Raw genomic sequence first — 18,639 nt, 5'->3', positions numbered from 1 at the left:
TTCAGGCCTCCATGGAAGTGGCGCGGTCCGCACCGGCGAGGCGATAGGCCAGCCCGGGTTGGACGGGCACCCAGCGCGCCGCGGCCAGCGCGAGCCAGCGGATGGCGAGGATTTCCTGCGGCAGCCAGTGCGCGCGGGTGCCGAAGACGTTGAAGGTGGCGAAGCACAGGGGGCCCTGCAGCATCGGCACGTTGAGCACGCGGCGCAGCCCCTGCCGGCGCATCTGCGCGTGGTCGTCGAAATGGCGCTCGAGCGCCTCCTCGCCCTCGCCGACGAAGACGCGGCCGTGCAGGAACAGGCACGCGGTCCAGGGGCCCGGCGTCTTGCGCTTGATGCCGTTGACCGGGTAGCGCGCCGCCTCGGACGAATAGAAGCGGCGCAGAAGAATCTCCCCCTCCGGGTCGTTCGCGGTCGTCACGTTCTGCTGGATGCTGAAGATGCTGTCGGGCACGATCAGCCGCCGATGGCGGTCCACCTCGTGCAGCGCTTCCTCCGTGCTGCGCGTCTCGGCGAGCGCGTCCAGCAGCGTGGCCATGAGCGGCGCGAAATCCGGTGCGGTGGCTTCTTGCATGGGGAAAGTCTAGGCAGCGCGATTCACCACGACGCGTTAAATTTTGATGACCCGATAACCCAGGAGTTATGACCGTGGTGACTGCACGCGACCCGGCCGCCGATCTGCAGCACGCGCTGCTCACCCGCCTCAAGCTGCGCCAGCTCTCGCTGGTGCAGGCCATCGACCGGCACCGCACGCTGGGCCGCGTGGCCGCCGAAATGCGCTTGAGCCAGCCGGCCATCACCAAGGCCCTGCGCGAGGTGGAGGACATCTTCGGCAGCACTCTCTTCGAGCGCACGCCCCGCGGCCTGCTGCCCACGCCGGCGGGCGATGCGGTGCTGCACTACGCGCGCCGCTGGCTCGCCGAACTGGAGGCCACCACGCGCGTGCTGACCTCGCTGGAGGCGGGCCGCGGCGGGCGCCTGCGCGTGGGGCTGACGCAGCAGGTGCCGCAACAGTTGCTGTCGGCTGCGCTGGCCCACCTGCTGGACCGCCGCCCCCGCATGGCCGTGCTGACGCGCGAGGGCACGACCGACGAGCTGGTCGCCGCCCTGTTGGCGCGAGAGCTCGACTGCGCGATCGGACGTTCCTACGACGGCGATGCGACGGGCCTGGTGCAGGAGGCGATCTACCAGCAGGAGCCCTGCCTGGTCGTTTCCGCCAAGAGCGTCAGGCGCCTCTCGCGCGGGCCGCTGGACTGGGCGCGCCTGGCGCAGCTCGACTGGATCCTGCCGCCGCCCAACACGCCCATGCGCCGCACCTACAACGCGGTCTTCGTCGGTGCCGGCGTGCAGCCGCCGACCCCGATGCTGGAGACGACCTCGATCCGCAGCATGGAGACGGTGCTGCGCTCGGAGCCGAACGCCATCACCATCTTCGCGCGCGACGTGGTGGCCGAGATGGAACGGGCCGGGCACTGGGCCGCGCTGCCCTACCGCCTGAGCTGGAACCTGCCGCCGGTGAGCTTCTTCACGTTGAAGGAGCTGGAGGGGCACCCGATGGTCATGTCCCTGCGGGCCGTGGTCGTGCAAACCGCGCAGGGCATGCAGCGCAAGGCGGGGGAGGAGCGGTTGGCGGAGGCGTCGCGGCGCGGCCGGATTGTTTCCGCGAGATGAACGCCGGAGTGCGAAAACGCACATCCGCAACGCCCTCTGCCGGCGCACACTTCATCTCACGCACTCACCGATCAACCTCACTGAAGGAAACGCAAAATGAACACCACCTCCAAGCTTCTCTCCGGTTTCGCTCTCGCCATCCTCGCTGCCGCGGGCGTGAATGCAGAAACCTATGACGGCGTCGCCAAGGTCCACTCGATCCAGAGCCGTGCGGAAGTGCGTGCCGAAGGCGCCATCGCCGCACGCAGCGGCGACCAGTTCGGCGATGCCGCCGGACAAGGCGTGGTCAGCGTCGCGAACTCGGTGGATCGTGCAGCCGTTCGCTCGCAAGGCGTGGCGGCGGCGCACAGCGCGAACCCCTATGCCGAAGGCTACGGCCAGGGCGTGACCCGGGTCGATTCGCGTATCGACCGCTCGAACGTGCGCATCCAGGCCAGGGCGGCCGCGCGTGGCGATCGCCTGCCGATCTGATCGGCGGCCTCTGCCGGAAACCTGGCTATTTGCAGTCTGCCGGGACCACAAGCGAAATGCTCCGCTCTTGCGGGGCATCTTGTGTTGGCCCGAGCAGGGGCAAGAAGTCCTCAGCGCCGCAGGGCCTGCCGACGACATATCCTGGGCTGGAGAAGACGGTGATCTGCTCCTCGTCCGGGCCGGCGCGCATGCTCAGCAGCACGTCTTCGTCCACCTGCAATGTCCATACCCCTTGCTCGTCCTCGCTGGCGGGATCAAGGCCCCGTGTGCTGGTGAACTGGTGGATGAAGGAGGAGATGGCAGATACGGACATGGCTTCAACCAGTCAAGCTTGACCGCGAGCCCGCTGACTCAAGAGTTCCAGTAACGCCATGCAGTGCTCGACATGCGGAGAACTGAGATTCTCCCCGAAGCGCTCGAAGACCAGCTCCTTCGATAGGCGAAGGAGCGTGGCGACCGGCACATCGATCTTGAGAATGTTCTTCTGCTTTTCGTCCAGGTAGGCCAGAGTCGATTGCAACACGCCCGACATGAAGGCCGCCACTTGTTCCACGTCGACGTTCGACCACTGGTCTTCCTGCGTCCAGCTGGAAAAGGTTGTGGAAAGGAATCTGACGAACGTGCCCGCGCCCGGCCAGGCGCAGCATTGCAGGCCCAGCCAAGTCAGAAGTTCAGGCAAAGGCCGCTGGTGGGCGCCGCCCGGATCTTTTTTGAGCATTAGCGCCCTCAGCAGATTGGGCTGCGCAATGCCGGCCGGCAAACCGTGGCGGGCGCCTCTGAGTAGCACCAGCTGAAGATCACTCGCGAGTAGCCCGTGATCAACCAGATCACTGATGGCACTCACAAGTTCGTCCTCGTCGTTACCGACTTCCGTCAACGACTTCACATTGCTGCGCAGGGGCGCATGAGCGAGTTCCGGTAGAAGCTCGGCCTTCTTCTTTCCCTTGATCTCGCGTGTCCTGGCATCCTTCACGGCCACATTGAACTTGGCCCTCGTGTCCTCCGTGGCTGCGGCCCAGCCAGTCAAACCGCCGACCACGATCTGCTTTTCGAGCAGCGTCAATACCTGACACACTGTCGAAGCGGAAGCCTGGGCATTGATGAGTTCCGAAAGCATCAGCCTGCAGGCTTTCAGAAAGTGAGTCTCATCGTTCAGGACGAATCTCAGCAGCGTGCACCATGAGGCGAACGCCGTCTCCCACTGACCCCTGTCGTCTTTGCTCATGTACTCCAGGCTTGTCCTTGGCAGGGGATTGAGCTTCGACTGAAAGATCACAGCTCGCAGGCGATCGTTGTGATCTTCCTCCTGAAACGTCCGGAGGAGGTATGCCGCCGCCTCTACCGCTTGATCTGCCTTGAAGGAGTTCGTGAGGATGGAGAATTTCACGCGAAGCCATGGATCGGTCTTGCGACCGTGCAGGGTCTCGAATACGAGAACGGCGTTGCCATTCTCGATGCCGTCTCGAAAGGGAATGTCCTCTTTCTTGGAAAGTTCATCGATGGCATGTTCGAAGACACTTGCATTCAAAGCGCGACACCTCAGTGCGCAATCTGCGAGAACGACCAAGGGGTAACGGCGGTTGGACTTGGGGCCATCCTTGTGAGCGTCGAGAAATTGGTCTATGCATCGTTCCAGGTGATGAGGCGACCCATCCAGCACATGCTCGCGGGCGGAGGCTGCCATCAGCAGTGTGTACATGGTCGAAGCGGTACAAGCTTCGAACAGCAGTGTGGGTGCGTCGGCACGGTATGACCATTGCCTCAGCAGCAGCTCGGCAAGCGCCGGCGCCGAGTTGTCGCTCACCAGTGTTGGCACCAGAGGACACAGTGCCACGCAAAGGGCGAACCGCAGGTCGTCGGGTTGCGCCATCAGCATCGTGTGCAGTTCGGCCGGCGCGAGGAGCAGGTTGGGCCCCAGCAGCGACACCATCATGTCCGTCACCACGTCGTAGCCGGCTTCGTTCGCCATCCAGCGCAGGAAGTCGCGGCAGGCCACGCTGCGCAGCAGCGAGTTGAGAATCTGCCGTTGCCGGGCTCGGTCCATCTCTTCGACAGGACGGGCTTGGTCTATCTCTTCGACATCGCCAAGAAGACTGCCCAGACCTGGAAGGCGTATCCGTATCCGGGCCTCCAGTTCGCTGTGTGTCCCAACAGAAAGTGTCTGGAGTTCCTCGTAGAGTTCATCCAGTTTTTTTGTTGCTTCTGCAGATCTGCAGCGACGGTCCAGCACGCCGAGGCTTCGCGGAGGGAGGATTGCTTCCGGCGGCCGAGATACGTCAAGACCGTCGCGCAGTGTGGTGCTGAATCTGTGCAAAGTCACCTGAATGGCTGCGACTTCGAGATCGGGGAAATGCGCTCCCACCTGCCAAAGTCCGGCCTGGATGTCATTGCAAAGTGCTGCAAGTTCAGCAATGGGTTCGCTCCACATGTGCATCTCGATGTCGTCCAGCATGGGAATCCACATCGCGAGCCACTCGGTCTTGCCCAGGACGATGCCGATACGCATGCATTGCGCAAGCGGGCGCAAGGCTTTTTCGCCGGTTTTCGGAATCTCTGTCCACCAACCGGGGAGATCCTCCCTTGGAGGGTCGTTACTCCACTCTCTCCAGAGAGTGGCATGTGCGACCTGGGGCAATGCCGCTGCGAGGCGCTCTCTGGAGGCGCTGAACGCCTCGTTCAAGTGTTCGTCGGCCAGCACCAGGGATTCGTCGGCGAGCAAACGTGCCATGTCGAGCAAACGCGACATGGCATGGACATCCTCCTTCAAGTGGACGTACAGGATCTTGGCTGCGTCTTCGGTTGTATCCAATGCCGACACCCACGTGGTCAGCAGCTTCAAGGCAGCCTCCCGCGCTCCCTTTGCATGCACATCGTCCGGCATCTGCGGCCACAGAAGCGCCCGAATCGGCGGGGTAAGTGCAGGGCTGCTGACCAGTTGACCCCAAGCGGCAGGGGGCGTGCGCTGGAGGTCCTGGCCGACCTGCGCCAACTTCTTGGATAGCGAGTCCTTCTTCGAGTCAGGCCAGTACTCGAGCGCCGCAGCGTACCCCGATAGCACCAGGCCCTTCAGATGCTTCTCATTGGTGCCACAGGCCGCGAGGAGTTTGCAGCACGCCGCAGGTTCATCCGCCTGGGCCAGCGTTGTCGCCAAGTAGACGATGACCGTGGTGGTGATCGATGCAATCTGCGGCTTGCCACCGGGCAGGCCGGTCAGCGTGAAGCGCTTGGGGCCATTGAGCCGCACGACGCTCACGATGTCAGGGGACTCTGTCAGCACCCGCGCTACTTTTTGCGGGTTCAAGCCCAGTTGCATGAGCAGGTTGATGCTGCCGTTGACGGCCTTCAGGTATTGCTTCGCGGCCCCTGTGTCGCCCTTGCTTACTTTTTCCAGGCAGATTCCCACGGCTGACCAGAGCGCCGGGTCGATTCCCTCCTTGGGATGTTCGAGCTCAAACTGTCCCTTGTCGTTGACGCGGCCGGTCAAGTGCACCGGTACGCTTCTGGTGAGCATCTCGGCGTGACGACGCAACGCCGGATGGGTTGGAAGCTCGGGCGGCTTGCTGTCGTCGCCGCCTTGACGACGGTACGACGTTGTCAGGGATCGGGAAGCAAACGTTCTGGACAGGCTGTGCTGCGGTTGCATGGTGACCTCGCGTGGATCGGTCTCGGTTCGGTGGAACGGGCTGCCCACCTGCCCAAGCTGGCAATGAGTAACAGCCCCCCTGCTCCTGTTCCGCGCCGCAGGCGAGGAGGCCATCGCGCCGGCGCTGCCAGCGGAAAGACGGCACAGCCCGAGCAGTCCGTGGGGTCGCCCGGCACACGATGCGATCCAAGGCGCAGCAGTACCTGTCGTCAGCGCGAGAATTTGCCACGCTGCAGCGCTCCTGCGAACAACGTCGCCTCCCCGATCGTCGCTCCTTTCAGCGGTTCACCCGAGCCGCCGGGTCATCCATCGTGAAGGACGGCCCCCCCACCCACTCAGGAGTGATCGATGCATTTCCTAGACGATTCGCTGCTTCCCGAGAACCAACAGCCGCTGGTGATCCAGGCGGCGTGGAAGCGAGGTGCATCCGTCGAGAAAGCAGCCGTGACTAGCCCGGCCGGATGCCGGCGGATCTGACGAACTGCCCCCAGTACTGCAGCTCCTTGCGGATCAGCCCGCCGAACTCCTCGGGCGGGTTCGGTGCCGCGACCGTCATGCCCAGATCCGCGAGCCGGGCGCGCGCTTCGGGCGCTCCGAGGAGGCGGAACAACTCCGCGTTCCATTTTTCAACGATGGCCGTGGGGGTGCCTGCAGGCGCGACCAGGCCTTCCCACTCACGCAGTTCCAGTCCCGGCATGCCGGCTTCCGCGAGCGTCGGCACGTCGGGCAGCGCGGGCAGGCGCTGTGGGCTGGTAACGGCCAGGGCGCGCAGCTTGCCGCCGCGCACCAGCGGCGCCGCGACCGAACTCGTCGCGAACATGGTGGACACCTGGTGGCCCAGCAGGCCGGTCACCGCTTCCGCGGGCCCCTTGAAGGGCACATGCAGCATGCGCAGCTTCGCGGCGCGCGCGAAGGATTCGCCGACCAGGTGGGCCGGCGAGCCGTTGCCGCCCGATCCGAAGCTGACCGTGTCCGGCTGCGCGCGGGCGCCCTGGACGAAGTCGCCGAGCGATTGAATCGGGGAATCGGCCGGCACCACCAGCACGTTGTAGAGCCACACCAGATTGGCGACAGGCGCAAGGTCGTTCGCAGTGTCGTAGGGCAGCGGGCCCATCAATTGGGGCAGCACGGTGTGCGTGAGGAAGATGATGCCCATCGTGTAGCCGTCGGGCGCTGAACGCGCGAGCGCCTGCAGGCCGATCATCCCGGTCGCGCCCGGGCGGTTCTCGACCACGACCGGCTGCTTCCAGGAACGCGACAGGCCATCGGCCACGATCCGGGCGAGCACGTCCGGCGGGCTGCCGGGCGGCAGCGGCACGATGATCCTGATCGCGCGGTCGGGATAGTTCTGCGCGCTTGCGGGAAAGGGCAGGGCGGCGGCCACCGGGACGGCGGCCAGCGATTGCAGCAATTGCCGGCGGCGGATCATGATCCGTTCCTCATGCGGCGGCCGTGGCCGGCAGCGGCACGGGTGCCGCCGACGACACCGGCGGCAGGAACACCACGTCGTATTCGCGTGCGACCTTGACGACTTCGGCGGGGCTCGACATGTTGTGGATGCGGCGGTACAGCTCCACCAGTTTGCCTGCCGGCGCGGCCCAGAACAAGGCATGGGCCGGCGCCCCGGAGTTGTTGAAGAAGGCATGCGGAATGCCGCGCGGCATGCGCACCAGGTCGCCCGCCGAGGCGCACGTGGTCTTGCCGTCGAGGATCAGGTCGATGCGGCCTTCCAGCACGTAGATGTATTCGTCCTGGTGCGGATGCACGTGCGGCGGCACGAAGCTCTCTTCCGGGAACATCGCGTGCCAGGAGAAGCTGTCGTCGCTCATCTGCTTGGGGGTGTAGACCTGGCCGAGGATGTTCCACGACACGCTGTCGAGGCTCTCGTTCTTGCGCGTGATGTCGGGCGTTTCATGCATCGTGGGGCACTCCTTCGGGGGTGGTCAGCCGGTCCAGCGTCGATGCGACCAGCGGGTTGTGGGAAGCGAAGCGGGGTTTGAATTTCTGGCGCGCCTGCGCCAGGTCGTCCTCGTCCCAATAGCCGATGAGGATGCCGCCCTCGGTGATGCGTGGCTGCACCTCGATGGATTCGATCGCGCCATCGGGCACGGTGACGCGCTGGCGCGGCTGGCGCGCCCAGCGGAACAGCATCTCGTGCAGGCGTTCAATGGCCGCGCGATGCTCGGGCAGTTCCGACGCGCCGAGATCGCTGAACTCCTGCGGATCGGCCGCGAGGTCGAACAGCATCGGACGGTAGTTTTCGAACAGCACGTACTTCCAGCGGCCATCGAAGATCATGCGCATCCACGCCTCGCGCGGCCGGGCGCCGAGCGCGATGCGTGATTCCTGGAACGAGAAGTCGTATTCGCACACCACCGCCGACCGCCAGTCGGCCGGCGTCTCGCCGAACAGCAACGGGCGCAGCGAGCGACCGTCCATCACGTGCGGCACCGGCGCGCCGCCGTAGACGTCGAGGAAGGTCGGCGCGATGTCGACCGCTTCCACCATCGCATCGCAGCGGGTGCCGCGGGTGGCGTCGGCGCGCGGGTCGGGGTCGTAGACGATCAGCGGGCATCGGATGACCGGCTCGTGGAACAGGTCTTTCTCGCCCATCCAGTGGTCACCGAGGTAGTCCCCATGGTCCGAGGTGAAGACGATCATGGTGGACGACATGAGCCCTCGCGCCTCGAGAAAGCCGAACAGCACGCCGAGCTGGTCGTCGATCTGCTTGATGAGGCCCATGTAGCCGGGCATGACGGCGTCGCGCACACCGTCGCGCGAGAAGGTGCGCGAGACCCGGTGATCCATCATCGCCTGGTACACCGGGTGTGCGTTCTCGCGCTCGGCCTGGCTGCGCACGATCGGCAACGCGTCCTCGGGCCCGTACATGCTCGCGTAGGGTTCGGGGACGATGTAGGGCCAGTGCGGCTTGATGTACGACAGGTGCAGGCACCACGGCTGCTCCCCGGCCTCTCGGATGAAGTCCATCGCGCGGCGGGTGATGTAGGGCGTCTCGGAATGCTCGTCCGGAATGCGCGCGGGGCGGTTGCTGTACTTGAGGAACCACCCCGAGCGCAGCGTGCCATCCTCGTCCTCGGTCGCGTTGGCCCATGCCTCCCAGGGGTTGTCGCCGGTGAAGCCCTGGCTGCGCAGGTAGTCGTTGTAGGCCGGGTCGGGATCGTGGCCGGAGTAGGGATGGATGCCGTCGTCGCGCTCGTAGGCATCGAAGCCGCACTGCGCGATGCGCTCGCCGATCTGCGACCGGGGGTCGATGCCCAGTCGCGACATCCCCGCGAGATCCGCGCGCATGTGCGTCTTGCCGACCAGCACCGAACGCACGCCCAGCGGGCGCAGATGATCGCCGAGGGTCATCTCGCCGGCCTTCAGCGGCACGAAGTTCCAGCTTGCGCCGTGCGAGTGGACATAGCGGCCGGTGTAGTAGCTCATGCGCGACGGGCCGCACACCGGCGAGTTGACGTAGGCGCGGTCGAAGATCACGCCCCGCGCGGCGAGCGCATCGAGGTTCGGCGTGTGGAGCCTGGGATGGCCGAAGCACGAAAGGTGATCGGCTCTCAGCTGGTCGCACATGATGAACAGGATGTTCTTGACGGGGGACTTCACGCGGCACTCCTCGGGGGGCAGGAACTTCGAGGCATGGTAGGCAGCGCGAGCGTCCCGATCCAATGGTTTTGGGTGAAGTCGATTACCATGGGTTATCGCCCCGCCAACTCGACCCGCGGTGAACATCCATGCGCCTGCAGCATCTGCACCTGTTGTTGACCATCGCGCACACGGGCAGCTTGCGCGCCTGCGCGGAGACGCTCAACGTGACCCAGCCGGCGCTGACCAAGGCGCTGAAGCAGCTGGAGGAAGAGTTCGGCACGACGCTGGTCATACGGAGTCCGAAGGGCGTCCGGTTGGCGCCCGCCGGCGAGCTGCTGGCCGCGCGCGCGGCCACGGTGGTGCGCGAGATCGATCGCGCCCGCGAGGAAGTCGAATGGCTCACGCGTCACGCACAGGCGACCGTCACCGTCGGCGTCTCGCCCGCCGCGGCGCTGATGCTGGCGCCCCAGGCCGTGTCGCGATTCCAGTCGCGCTGGCCGCAGGTGCGCGTGCGGCTGGTCGATGCGCTCTACCCGACGGCGCTCGCGCAGCTGCGCTCGGGCGAACTCGACCTGGCACTGGGGCCACTGCCCGCGACGGGGCTGGGCCGTGACCTCGAAGCACGGGCGCTGATCGACAGCCCCGAAGTGATCGCGGTCCGCGCGGGCCATCCGCTCGCGAAATGCCGGCAGCTCGCGGATCTCGCCGGCGCGAACTGGGTGCTCACGGGGCCGGTGCAAGGGCCGGGCGATCCCGCGCATCTTCAGATGGAGAGGCTCGGTCTGCCGCCGCCGCGCATCACGCTGGAGTGCGCATCCTTTTCGACCTTGCTGGCCGTGCTGCCCCGGATGGATGCCGTGGCGCTCATGCCGCGCCGCTTCTTCGAGAGCCACGGCCCGCGCACCGGCCTCGCGGTGTTGCCGATTGCCGATGCCTTGCCGCTCACCACGATCCATCTTTTCCTGCGCACGGATTCGCCGCTGACGGTACCGACGCAGCGCCTCGTGGACGCTTTCGTCAATGAGGCGGATGCGTTGCGCGGCGCGCGCAGCTGATCACCGCTTCCTGCCGAAGCGCGCGATCCCGTTTGCCGCGCCAGGGGGAGGCCGTTCCATTGTTTCCACCGGATGAACGCCGAGGTGCGAAAACGCACATCCGCAACGCCCTCTGCCGGCGCACACTTCATCTCACGCACTCACCGATCAACCTCACTGAAGGAAACGCAAAATGAACACCACCTCCAAGCTCCTCTCCGGTTTCGCTCTCGCCATCCTCGCTGCGGCGGGCGTGAATGCAGAAACCTATGACGGCGTCGCCAAGGTCCACTCGATCCAGAGCCGTGCGGAAGTGCGTTCCGAAGGCGCCATCGCCGCACGCAGCGGCGACCAGTTCGGCGATGCCGCCGGACAAGGCGTGGTCAGCGTCGCGAACTCGGTGGATCGTGCAGCCGTTCGCTCGCAAGGCGTGGCGGCGGCGCACAGCGCGAACCCCTATGCCGAAGGCTACGGCCAGGGCGTGACCCGGGTCGATTCGCGTATCGACCGCTCGAACGTGCGCATCCAGGCCAGGGCGGCCGCGCGTGGCGATCGCCTGCCGATCTGATCGGCGGCCTCTGCCACCAGGAAAAAGCCGGGCGATGCTCGGCTTTTTTTTGCTTGTGTGTCCTTGCTCGCCCGCTGTTGTCAAGCGGCAAGTCGAAGACGCGAAAGGCGTCCGCCACGAAGACGGACCCCCATCCCCTGAGGGTGGCCGATGCCAAAGCCGCGTACGAGGAACAGGCGGGGCCCCTCAAGGCGATCAGCTTTCAGCCGGAGTAGGCGGCCTCCCGTTCATGCGCATCGGGCGATGCTGAAAATTCTGACAAATTCTCCTAGCCTAAATCGCCGTCGCTGACAAGAGCACTCATGAAGGAGGCGATTCGCCCTTTTCGGGTACACACTCACGCCCGCGAGGACGAAACGTCGATGAAGAAGATCCAGCTCAACGATGAACAGTGGCGAACGCTGGAAGCGTTGCGGGACGCTGTCGCCAGGAAGCGCCCCACCGACACGATCAAGGTTTCCAGCCGCCTGCGCTCCAACGGCCTGGTGGTGGAAGACCGCCGCGGTGGCTGCATGCTGACCGACCAGGGGCTGAGCCGCCTCAACCAGGGTCGCTGATCGCCCGCGGCCCGGGCCGCAACGGCTCAGGCGGCCACAGCCTCCAGCGCCCACAGCGCGGCGCCGGGCAAGTGCGCGAAGGCGTCGGCTATGCGGATCACGCCTTCGCGCAGCACCACGATCTCGCCCGTGAGGGCGTTCTCGAAGCGCGTGCCCTCCGGCACGCCGTCCACCCGCAGCACCGTGTCCTCCCAATGCACGCCCACCGGCGGCTCGCGCTGCGGCGCCAGTGTGCTGTGCAGCCTGGGGGCCGCCAGCACCAGCACACGGCCCTGGTGGCGGCGGGAGAAGGCCACCACGTGCGCGGCCTTCGCGCCCTGCACCGCCAGGCCGCGGTAGTCGCCTTCGCGGAACAGGTCGGCCTGCGCCCGCCGCAGCGACAGCATGCGCCAGGCGACCCACAGCTTGATGCGCCCGTCGCCGGCCGTGCGCAGCAGGTCGGTCAGGCGCGCCGGCAGGTCGGGCGCGCGGGCCAGCGCCTCCAGCTCGTCCAGGTGGCGCACGCGCATCTCGTAGTCCACCGGCCGGCGGTTGTCCGGGTCCACCAGGCTGAGGTCCATCATCTCGTTGCCCTGGTAGACGTCGGGCACGCCGGGCGAGGCGAACTTGAGCATCGTGAGCGACAGGCTGTTGAGCGCGCCGTACCACGCGAGCGCGCGGCCCAGGGCCTGCAGGTCGTCGAGGAAGCGCGGGTCGGCGCCCGGCCCCAGCAAGGCGCGCACGAAACCTTCGAGTGCCTGCTCGTAGGCCTCGTCGGGGTAGGTCCAGCGGGTGTGGACCTTGGCCTCGCGTGCCGCCTTCTGCATGTAGCGCACGATGCGTTCGGCATAGGGTGCACGCGCGGCGGCGTCGAAGGGCCCCTCGGGCAGGGTGCCCAGCAGGGTCTGGTAGAGCAGGTATTCGTCTGCGCTCGAGGGGGCGCCGGGCGGCCCGCCCTCCGCCTCGAGCCGGCGGCGGATGCCGCGCGAGAGGTTGCGCCAGCGGCGCAGCGCCAGGCGCCAGGTGGCGGGCATCTCGGACAGTACGTCGATGCGGCAGCGCACGTCCTCCGAGCGCTTGTTGTCATGCGTGGAGGTGGCGAGCATGGTGTGCGGCCAGTGCAGCGCCCGGTCGGCGCTGGCCTCGTGGAACTGCGCCACCGTCATGCCGAAGTGGGCCGGCTCGCCGCCCACTTCGTTGAGCGAGGCGAGCGGGAAGTAGCGGTAGAAAGCGGTGTCCTCCACGCCCTTGGCCGTGACCGGCGCGCTGAACTGCTGGAAGCGGATCGCCAGGCGCAGCACGCGCTGCTGCAGCGCCTCGCCGGCACCGGGCACGGCGCGGCCCAGCAGGGTCTGCTGCACGAAGTCGTAGATCGTGCGGTCGGCCTCCAGGCTGCCGCGCCGCGCTTCGCGCACGGCCCATTCGATGAAGCGCTCGTCCTGCGCCGAGGGCGCTTCGAGGATGTAGGTGCGGTACACCGGCAGGCAGGCCGCCACCTCGCCGAGCGCGCGCTGCAAGGCGTTGAAGGTGTAGTCGCGCGTGTGGCGGTCGGCCCGCGCGATGCGCAGCAGCTCGGTGGCCAGCACGGTGAGCTCCGAGGCCAGCGCGCTGCGCATGATGTCGCGCTTGCCGGCCCGCGCCAGCGCCTGGAAGCTGTCGCGCACGCCGGTGAAGTTGCGCCAGATCTTGCCGAACTTGTCGCCGGCCCCGGTGTCGATGAGCACGCCGTTGGCCACGTTGGCGAAGCGGTAGCCGGTGGTGCCGTGGATGTGCCAGTCCTCCGGTACTTCCTCGTCCTCGGCCTTGATTTTCTCGGCCACCACGTAGAGCGGCCGCACGGGCCGCTCGGCTTCGTCGTGATCCGCCAGCAGCAGGCCGGCGCGGCGGGCATAGCCTTCCTGCAGCCGGCGGAAGTATTGCGCCGGGTCGTACAGGCCGTCGGGGTGGTCGATGCGCAGGCCGTCCACCAGCCCGGCCGCGGCCAGGTCCAGCGCGAGGGACTGGGTGGCTTCGAACACCTCCTCGCGCTCCATGCGCAGCGCCGCCAGCGTGTTGATGTCGAAGAAGCGGCGGTAGTTGATGTCGTCCGCCGCCACGCGCCAGTAGGCCAGGCGCCAGGACTGCTCCTCGATCAGTGCATGCAGCGCGTCGCGGGCGCCCGGCAGGTTGAGCTCCGCCACGCGCGCGGCGATGACGCGCGCCACCGCAGGCTCGCGGCCGGCCAGCCGGGCCAGCTGGTGCTTCAGCAGTTCCTTGTCGCGGGCGCGTTCGGCACGCTCGGCCTCTCCGCTCACGTCCCGGCCCTGCAGGCGCGCGAAGCCGGAGGCCGCCCCGGCGAGCTGCACCGCGAGCTGCGTGTCTTCAAGCCGAAGGCTGGCCGCGGCGAGCACGCGCGGGTAGCTCTCCGGTGCGATGGGAAAGCGGTGCTCGAAGTAACGCACGGCCAGGCTGCCGCGGTCCGCCTCGAAGTGCAGCGCCAGGTCGCCGCGCTCGAGCGCGTCGCCGTAGTGGTCGCCCAGCACCGGCACCAGCACCTTGCCGGCAAGCTCGGGATTGAGCGGCTGCCAGTCGATGTCGAAATGCTGGGCGAAGAGCGAGGCCGGCCCGTTTTCCAGCACGTCCATCCACCATGCGTTGTCATCGCCCATCACGCCCATGTGGTTGGGCACCAGGTCCAGCAGCTGGCCCATGCCGTGCGCGCGCAGCGCCGCCGCGAAGCGCTCGTAGCCTTCGCGGCCGCCGAGCTCGGGATTGAACTGGTCGTGCGCCACCACGTCGTAGCCGTGCATGCTGCCGGCGCGGGCGCGCTGGATCGGCGAGCAGTACACATGGCTGATGCCCAGGCGCGCCAGGTAGGGCAGCACGCGGATGGCATGGTCGAAAGTGAAGTCGCGGTGCAACTGCAGCCGGTAGGTGGCGCGCGGCACGCGCGCCTGCAACGAGCCGCGGCGCGCGCGGCGGGTGCGGGCATGCGGGCGCAGTCGCGCGAGGGCGCGACCGAGTGCGGCCATGGCCTCGCCCTGGGCCAGCGCCTCCAGGTCGACCGGCAGCTTGCGGCGCCAGTTGGGCTGCTCGTGGGTGGTGCCGGGCATGTTGACCTGCTCCACGGCGCCTGCCACGTCCTCCAGCTGGACCATCATCACCGCCGAGGGCCCGGCGGCGAGGTAGGCATGCACGGCCTCGACGATGGCCGGCGAGAGCTGGGACGCCGCGTTCGCCCGGACGATCTCGTCCATGTCGAGCAGCCCCTGGTGGTACAGCGCAAAAAGCAGCTGCAGGCGCTGGCGCGAACGCTCGATGAGCTGCCGCTCGAGTTGCGCCGCGTCGGCGACGAGGCCGAGCGACAGCCGCAGTCCCACGTCTTCGCCGCGCCACCAGCCGGCCAGGGTCGGCAGGTCGTGCGTGCCCACGGCGGCCAGTGCCTGGGCCGGATAGTGCTCCGGGGGGCGGAAGCCCCCGTCGCCCTCGCGCTCGAAAAAGAGCAGGCGGTAGGACAGAACGCCCGCACGGGCCAGTGCCTCCCGCATTTCGGGCGCCACGGTGCCCAGGTCCTCGCCGATCACCAGGCAGCGATGGCGCTGGCTCTCCAGCGCAACGATGGCCAGAAGCTCGTGCAGCGGATAGTGCACGTAGCCGCCCTCGCGCGCGGTGCGGCCGGCGGGGATCCAGAAGAGCCGCATCAGCCCCATCACGTGGTCGATGCGCAGCGCGCCGGCGTGGCGCATGTTGGCGCGCAGCGTGTCGATGAAGAAGCGGTAGCCGGCGCTGCGCAGGCGGTCCGGCCGCAACGGCGGCAGGCCCCAGCCCTGGCCGCTGGGATTGAACTCGTCCGGCGGCGCGCCCACGCTGGCGTCGGCGGCGAAGCCCGCGCCCTCGGTCCAGACATCGGAGCCGCCGCGGTCGCTGGAGACCGCGAGGTCCAGGTACAGGCCGATGCCCAGGCCCAGCGCCTTGCACTGCGCGGCGGCGCGGGCGAGCTGCCCATGGGCCAGCCATTGCAGGTACTGGTGGAAGCGCACGCGCGCGGCGTGTTCGCGGGCGAAGGCCGCGACGGCGGGGCTCGCGGGGTCGCGGTAGGCTTCGGGCCAGGCCGGCCAGCCCCACACCTGCGCATCGGCCGCATGGAAGTGCGCCTGCAGTGCCTCGAAGAGAGCATGGCCGCGCAGGGCCTCGCCGCCCTCGGCCACGAAGCCCAGGAAGGCGCGGGCGGCATCGTCGGGGACCCTTGCGCTGCCTTCGCCGCCTTCGCCTTCCAGGTGCTGCGCGCAGAAGTGGGCGAACAGCAGTTCCAGCACCTCGAACTTGGCCTGTGCCACACCGCCGTGGTCGACCAGCGGCGACTCGCGCAGTGCGGCGAGCCGACCCTGGAACTCGGGCGAGCCCACCAGCCGCTGTGCGGCCTCGCAGTCGGCGAAATCGGGCACGGCCTCGACGTCGATGTAGAGCACGTTGAGCCAGCGGCGCGACGAGGGGCTGTACGGGCTCGCATGCGCCGGGTTGTGCGGGAACAGGGCGTGCAGCGGGTTGAGCCCGATCACCTCGGCGCCGTGGCGGGCCATCTGCGTCACCAGCTGCACCAGGTCGCTGAAGTCGCCCATGCCCCAGTTGCGCCGCGAGCGCAGCGCATAGAGCTGCACCGCCGTGCCCCAGACGCGGCCACCGTCTTCCAGGGCCGCGGGGCACCAGCAGCGCTCGGGCGCGCTGACGATCAGCGTCTCGCCGGGCAGGCCCTCGATGCGCAGCCGGTGGTATCCCATTGCCAGGGGGAGCGCGACGCGCGGCGTGCGCTCGCACCAGCGCTCGCCGGCAAGCTCGAAGTGGCTGTTCTCGGGCAGCGCGTGGGCGTCGATCTCGCCTTGCTGCTGCAGCGCGCCGGCCTCGTCGCAGATCTGCCAGTGCAGGCGGGGCCACGCGGCCGGCACGCGCAGCGGCAGCACCCAGCCGGGCTCGAGGGCCCGGATGGCGAGCACGGGCGGCAGTGCAGGCGGGGTGGGCGCCCCATCTTTCGCCGGCAGGCCGAACTCGGCCAGCAGGGCCAAAAGGGTTTCGCGCGGCACCGGCTGGTGCTGGCCCCAGATGTCGTGGTAGTCGAGCGCGATGCCGTAGTCGGCACACAGGCGGGCGATGGTCTGGGCATCGGCGTCGGAGAGGATGTCAGGCAAGGCCGGGCTCCTGCAGCGTCACGAACACGCCGCCGCGGGCGGCCCGCAGCAGACCGTTCTGCGAGCCGTCGCGATCGACGGCGGTGGCATACAGCACCTCGCCGGGCGGCGCGCCGATCCCTTCGACCGGCCCCTCGCCGAAGTGGGCCAGCAGGTGCAGGCGCGCGCCGTCCTCGCCGCGGGTCGTGTCGGCGAGTGTCCACTCGACGCGCAGCAGGCCGTCGCGAGTGGTCTCGAAGCGACCGGCACCACGCTGGCCGGCCAGCAGCGGAGCCAGCCTGCGCTGGCGCAGCGCCAGCATCTCGCCGACCTGGACGCGCCAGGCCGCGTGCAGCGGGTCGTCCCATTCGTCCCAGCGCAGCTTCGAGGCTTCGAAGGTGGATGCCGCATTGGGATCGGGAATGCGTGCGCGCGCCGCCTCGTCGGCAAAGGCCTTGAAGCGGCCGAACTCGGCGCGCCGCCCTTCGGAGACCGCGCGCGAGAGCTCGGGGCCGAAGTCGCAGAAGTAGAGGAAGGGCGTGGAGGCCTCGAATTCGTCGCCCATGAAGAGCATCGGCACGTGCGGCGAGAGCAGCAGGCAGGCCCAGGCGGCGCGCACCAGGGCGATGTCGCCGATCGCATGGATGCGCTCGCCGAAGGCGCGGTTGCCGACCTGGTCGTGGGTCTGCAGGTAGGAGACGAAGGCGCCGAGCGGCAACCGGCTGGCGTCTTCGCCGCGCGCTTCGCCCGCGCGGAAGGGGGAGGGCTGGCCCTGGTAGATGAAGCCCTGGGCCAGTGCGCGGCCGAACTGCGCGACCGGGTCGTCGGTGTAGTCGATGTAGTAGCCGTCGGTCTCGCCGGTGGCCAGCACGTGGACGGCGTGGTGCAGGTCGTCGTTCCACTGCGCCGTGGCCGCGGCGGGCCGGCCCTGCGCGTCGCGGGCGAGCAGGGAGGCCTGGTTGGCGTCGTTCTCCAGCACCACGTGGACGTGGCGCTCGCGGCCCGGGCCGTCGCGCAGGGCGTGGCAGACCTCGACGGCGATGTGTGTGGGCGAGTCGTCGCGGATGGCGTGGATGGCGTCCATGCGCAGGCCGTCGAAGCGGAACTCCTCGACCCAGTAGAGCGCGTTGTGGACGAAGAAGTCGCGCACGGTGCGTGCCTGGGCGCCGTCGTAGTGGATGGCGGCGCCCCAGGGGGTCTGGTGAGCGGGATTGAAGAAGGGAGGGCAGGCGGCGTGGAGGTAGTTGCCCTCCGGGCCGAAGTGGTTGTAGACGACGTCGATCAGCACCATCAGGCCGAGGCCGTGGGCGGTGTCGATCAGGGCCTTCAGGTCGTCGGGGGTGCCGTAGCTGGCGTCGGGGGCGAATTGGAGGACGCCGTCGTAGCCCCAGTTGCGCTGGCCGGGGAAGTCGGCGAGGGGCATGAGTTCGATGGCCGTGATGCCCAGGCTGGCGAGGTCCTGGAGTCGCTTTGCGGCGGCGGAGAAGGTGCCTTCGGGGGTGAAGCAGCCGACGTGCAGCTCGTAGATGACGGCTTCTTCCCAGGGGCGGCCGCGCCATGTGTCGTGCTGCCAGTCGTACTGGCGCGGGTCGATGACGACGCTGGGGCCGTGGACGTCGTCGGGGTTGTAGCGGGAGGCGGGGTCGGGGATCCGGAGACCATCGGGGAGGCGGAAGCGGTAGGGGTCTCCGGGGGCCGCTTCGGGGAGGGTGAGGTGGTGCCAGCCTTCTTCGTTGCGCAGCATGGGGTGGGGGGTAGGTCCATGCTCGAGCACCACCTGGGGTGCGGTGGGCGCCCAGAGGGCGAAGTGGACGCCACCTGGGGAGGGGAGCACGGTGGCGCCGAAGGGAGATGGGTGGGCGTGTTTCATGTGTCTTGTTCCCTCTGGGAGGGGGCGCTCGGCCTTTGGTTTGGCGTTGTTCTTGTTGTGGGTTGGACTTGGCGTTCGGGGCTTTGTTTTGGCCTTGCTGGTTGA

General features: G+C 68.0%; 13 protein-coding genes. 5 read left to right on the top strand and 8 right to left on the bottom strand.

Annotated features, from left to right (window positions below; genetic code table 11):
• Position 1: 1 nt before the first annotated feature.
• Positions 2-571 carry a GAF domain-containing protein gene (locus ABEA07_RS20540; RefSeq protein WP_345540157.1) on the bottom strand — a complete coding sequence of 190 codons (570 nt, stop codon included), beginning with the start codon at positions 569-571 and terminating at the stop codon, positions 2-4.
• Positions 572-645: 74 nt separating this feature from the next.
• Here ABEA07_RS20540 and ABEA07_RS20535 point away from each other — a divergent pair, with 74 nt between their 5' ends.
• Together ABEA07_RS20535 and ABEA07_RS20530 are read left to right on the top strand one after the other, a co-directional pair.
• Positions 646-1,668: a LysR family transcriptional regulator gene (locus ABEA07_RS20535; RefSeq protein ID WP_345540155.1), complete on the top strand. Its 1,023-nt coding sequence runs from the start codon at positions 646-648 to the stop codon at positions 1,666-1,668.
• A gap of 96 nt (positions 1,669-1,764) precedes the next feature.
• Positions 1,765-2,139, top strand: a complete 375-nt coding sequence (locus ABEA07_RS20530; RefSeq protein WP_345540154.1) for a helicase SNF2 — start codon at positions 1,765-1,767, stop codon at positions 2,137-2,139.
• A gap of 25 nt (positions 2,140-2,164) precedes the next feature.
• On the opposite strand, the gene ABEA07_RS20525 is transcribed toward ABEA07_RS20530, so the two are convergent.
• From ABEA07_RS20525 to ABEA07_RS20505, 5 genes are all read right to left on the bottom strand, one after another.
• Complete coding sequence (locus ABEA07_RS20525; RefSeq protein WP_345540153.1) at positions 2,165-2,452, bottom strand: hypothetical protein; 288 nt, start codon at positions 2,450-2,452, stop codon at positions 2,165-2,167.
• Between the two features lie 12 nt (positions 2,453-2,464).
• Entirely contained in the window at positions 2,465-5,782 is a 3,318-nt protein-coding gene (locus ABEA07_RS20520) for a hypothetical protein (protein WP_345540152.1), read from the bottom strand.
• Positions 5,783-6,230: 448 nt separating this feature from the next.
• The gene (locus ABEA07_RS20515) at positions 6,231-7,211 is read right to left on the bottom strand and encodes a Bug family tripartite tricarboxylate transporter substrate binding protein (protein ID WP_345540151.1); all 981 of its coding nucleotides are present in this window, start codon (positions 7,209-7,211) and stop codon (positions 6,231-6,233) included.
• 10 nt (positions 7,212-7,221) lie between these two features.
• On the bottom strand, positions 7,222-7,701 hold the full coding sequence (locus tag ABEA07_RS20510) for a cupin domain-containing protein (RefSeq protein ID WP_345540150.1): 480 nt from the start codon (positions 7,699-7,701) through the stop codon (positions 7,222-7,224).
• Complete coding sequence (locus ABEA07_RS20505) at positions 7,694-9,403, bottom strand: alkaline phosphatase family protein (protein WP_345540149.1); 1,710 nt, start codon at positions 9,401-9,403, stop codon at positions 7,694-7,696. Before ABEA07_RS20505 ends, ABEA07_RS20510 begins: the two co-directional genes overlap by 8 nt.
• Positions 9,404-9,531: 128 nt before the next feature.
• On the opposite strand from ABEA07_RS20505, the gene ABEA07_RS20500 reads away from it, so the two are divergent.
• The 3 genes from ABEA07_RS20500 to ABEA07_RS20490 all read left to right on the top strand — a co-directional run bounded on the left by ABEA07_RS20500 (position 9,532) and on the right by ABEA07_RS20490 (position 11,544).
• On the top strand, positions 9,532-10,440 hold the full coding sequence (locus ABEA07_RS20500; protein WP_345540147.1) for a LysR family transcriptional regulator: 909 nt from the start codon (positions 9,532-9,534) through the stop codon (positions 10,438-10,440).
• A 172-nt stretch (positions 10,441-10,612) separates the two neighbouring features.
• Positions 10,613-10,987: a helicase SNF2 gene (locus tag ABEA07_RS20495; RefSeq protein WP_345540146.1), complete on the top strand. Its 375-nt coding sequence runs from the start codon at positions 10,613-10,615 to the stop codon at positions 10,985-10,987.
• Positions 10,988-11,289: 302 nt separating this feature from the next.
• Positions 11,290-11,544 carry a hypothetical protein gene (locus ABEA07_RS20490; protein ID WP_345540144.1) on the top strand — a complete coding sequence of 85 codons (255 nt, stop codon included), beginning with the start codon at positions 11,290-11,292 and terminating at the stop codon, positions 11,542-11,544.
• A 26-nt stretch (positions 11,545-11,570) separates the two neighbouring features.
• Here ABEA07_RS20490 and ABEA07_RS20485 read toward each other — a convergent pair whose 3' ends face one another.
• Together ABEA07_RS20485 and treZ are read right to left on the bottom strand one after the other, a co-directional pair.
• On the bottom strand, positions 11,571-16,685 hold the full coding sequence (locus ABEA07_RS20485) for a malto-oligosyltrehalose synthase (protein ID WP_345540142.1): 5,115 nt from the start codon (positions 16,683-16,685) through the stop codon (positions 11,571-11,573).
• Positions 16,678-18,534 (bottom strand): malto-oligosyltrehalose trehalohydrolase, encoded by a 1,857-nt coding sequence (gene treZ, locus ABEA07_RS20480; RefSeq protein WP_345540141.1) that lies wholly within the window; start codon positions 18,532-18,534, stop codon positions 16,678-16,680. The genes ABEA07_RS20485 and treZ overlap by 8 nt, the downstream gene beginning before the upstream one ends.
• Positions 18,535-18,639: the final 105 nt, after the last annotated feature.

The sequence above is a fragment of the Variovorax defluvii genome (assembly GCF_039541515.1).
GTDB lineage: Bacteria > Pseudomonadota > Gammaproteobacteria > Burkholderiales > Burkholderiaceae_C > Variovorax > Variovorax defluvii.
This window is presented reverse-complemented; position numbering and strand designations above follow the sequence as displayed.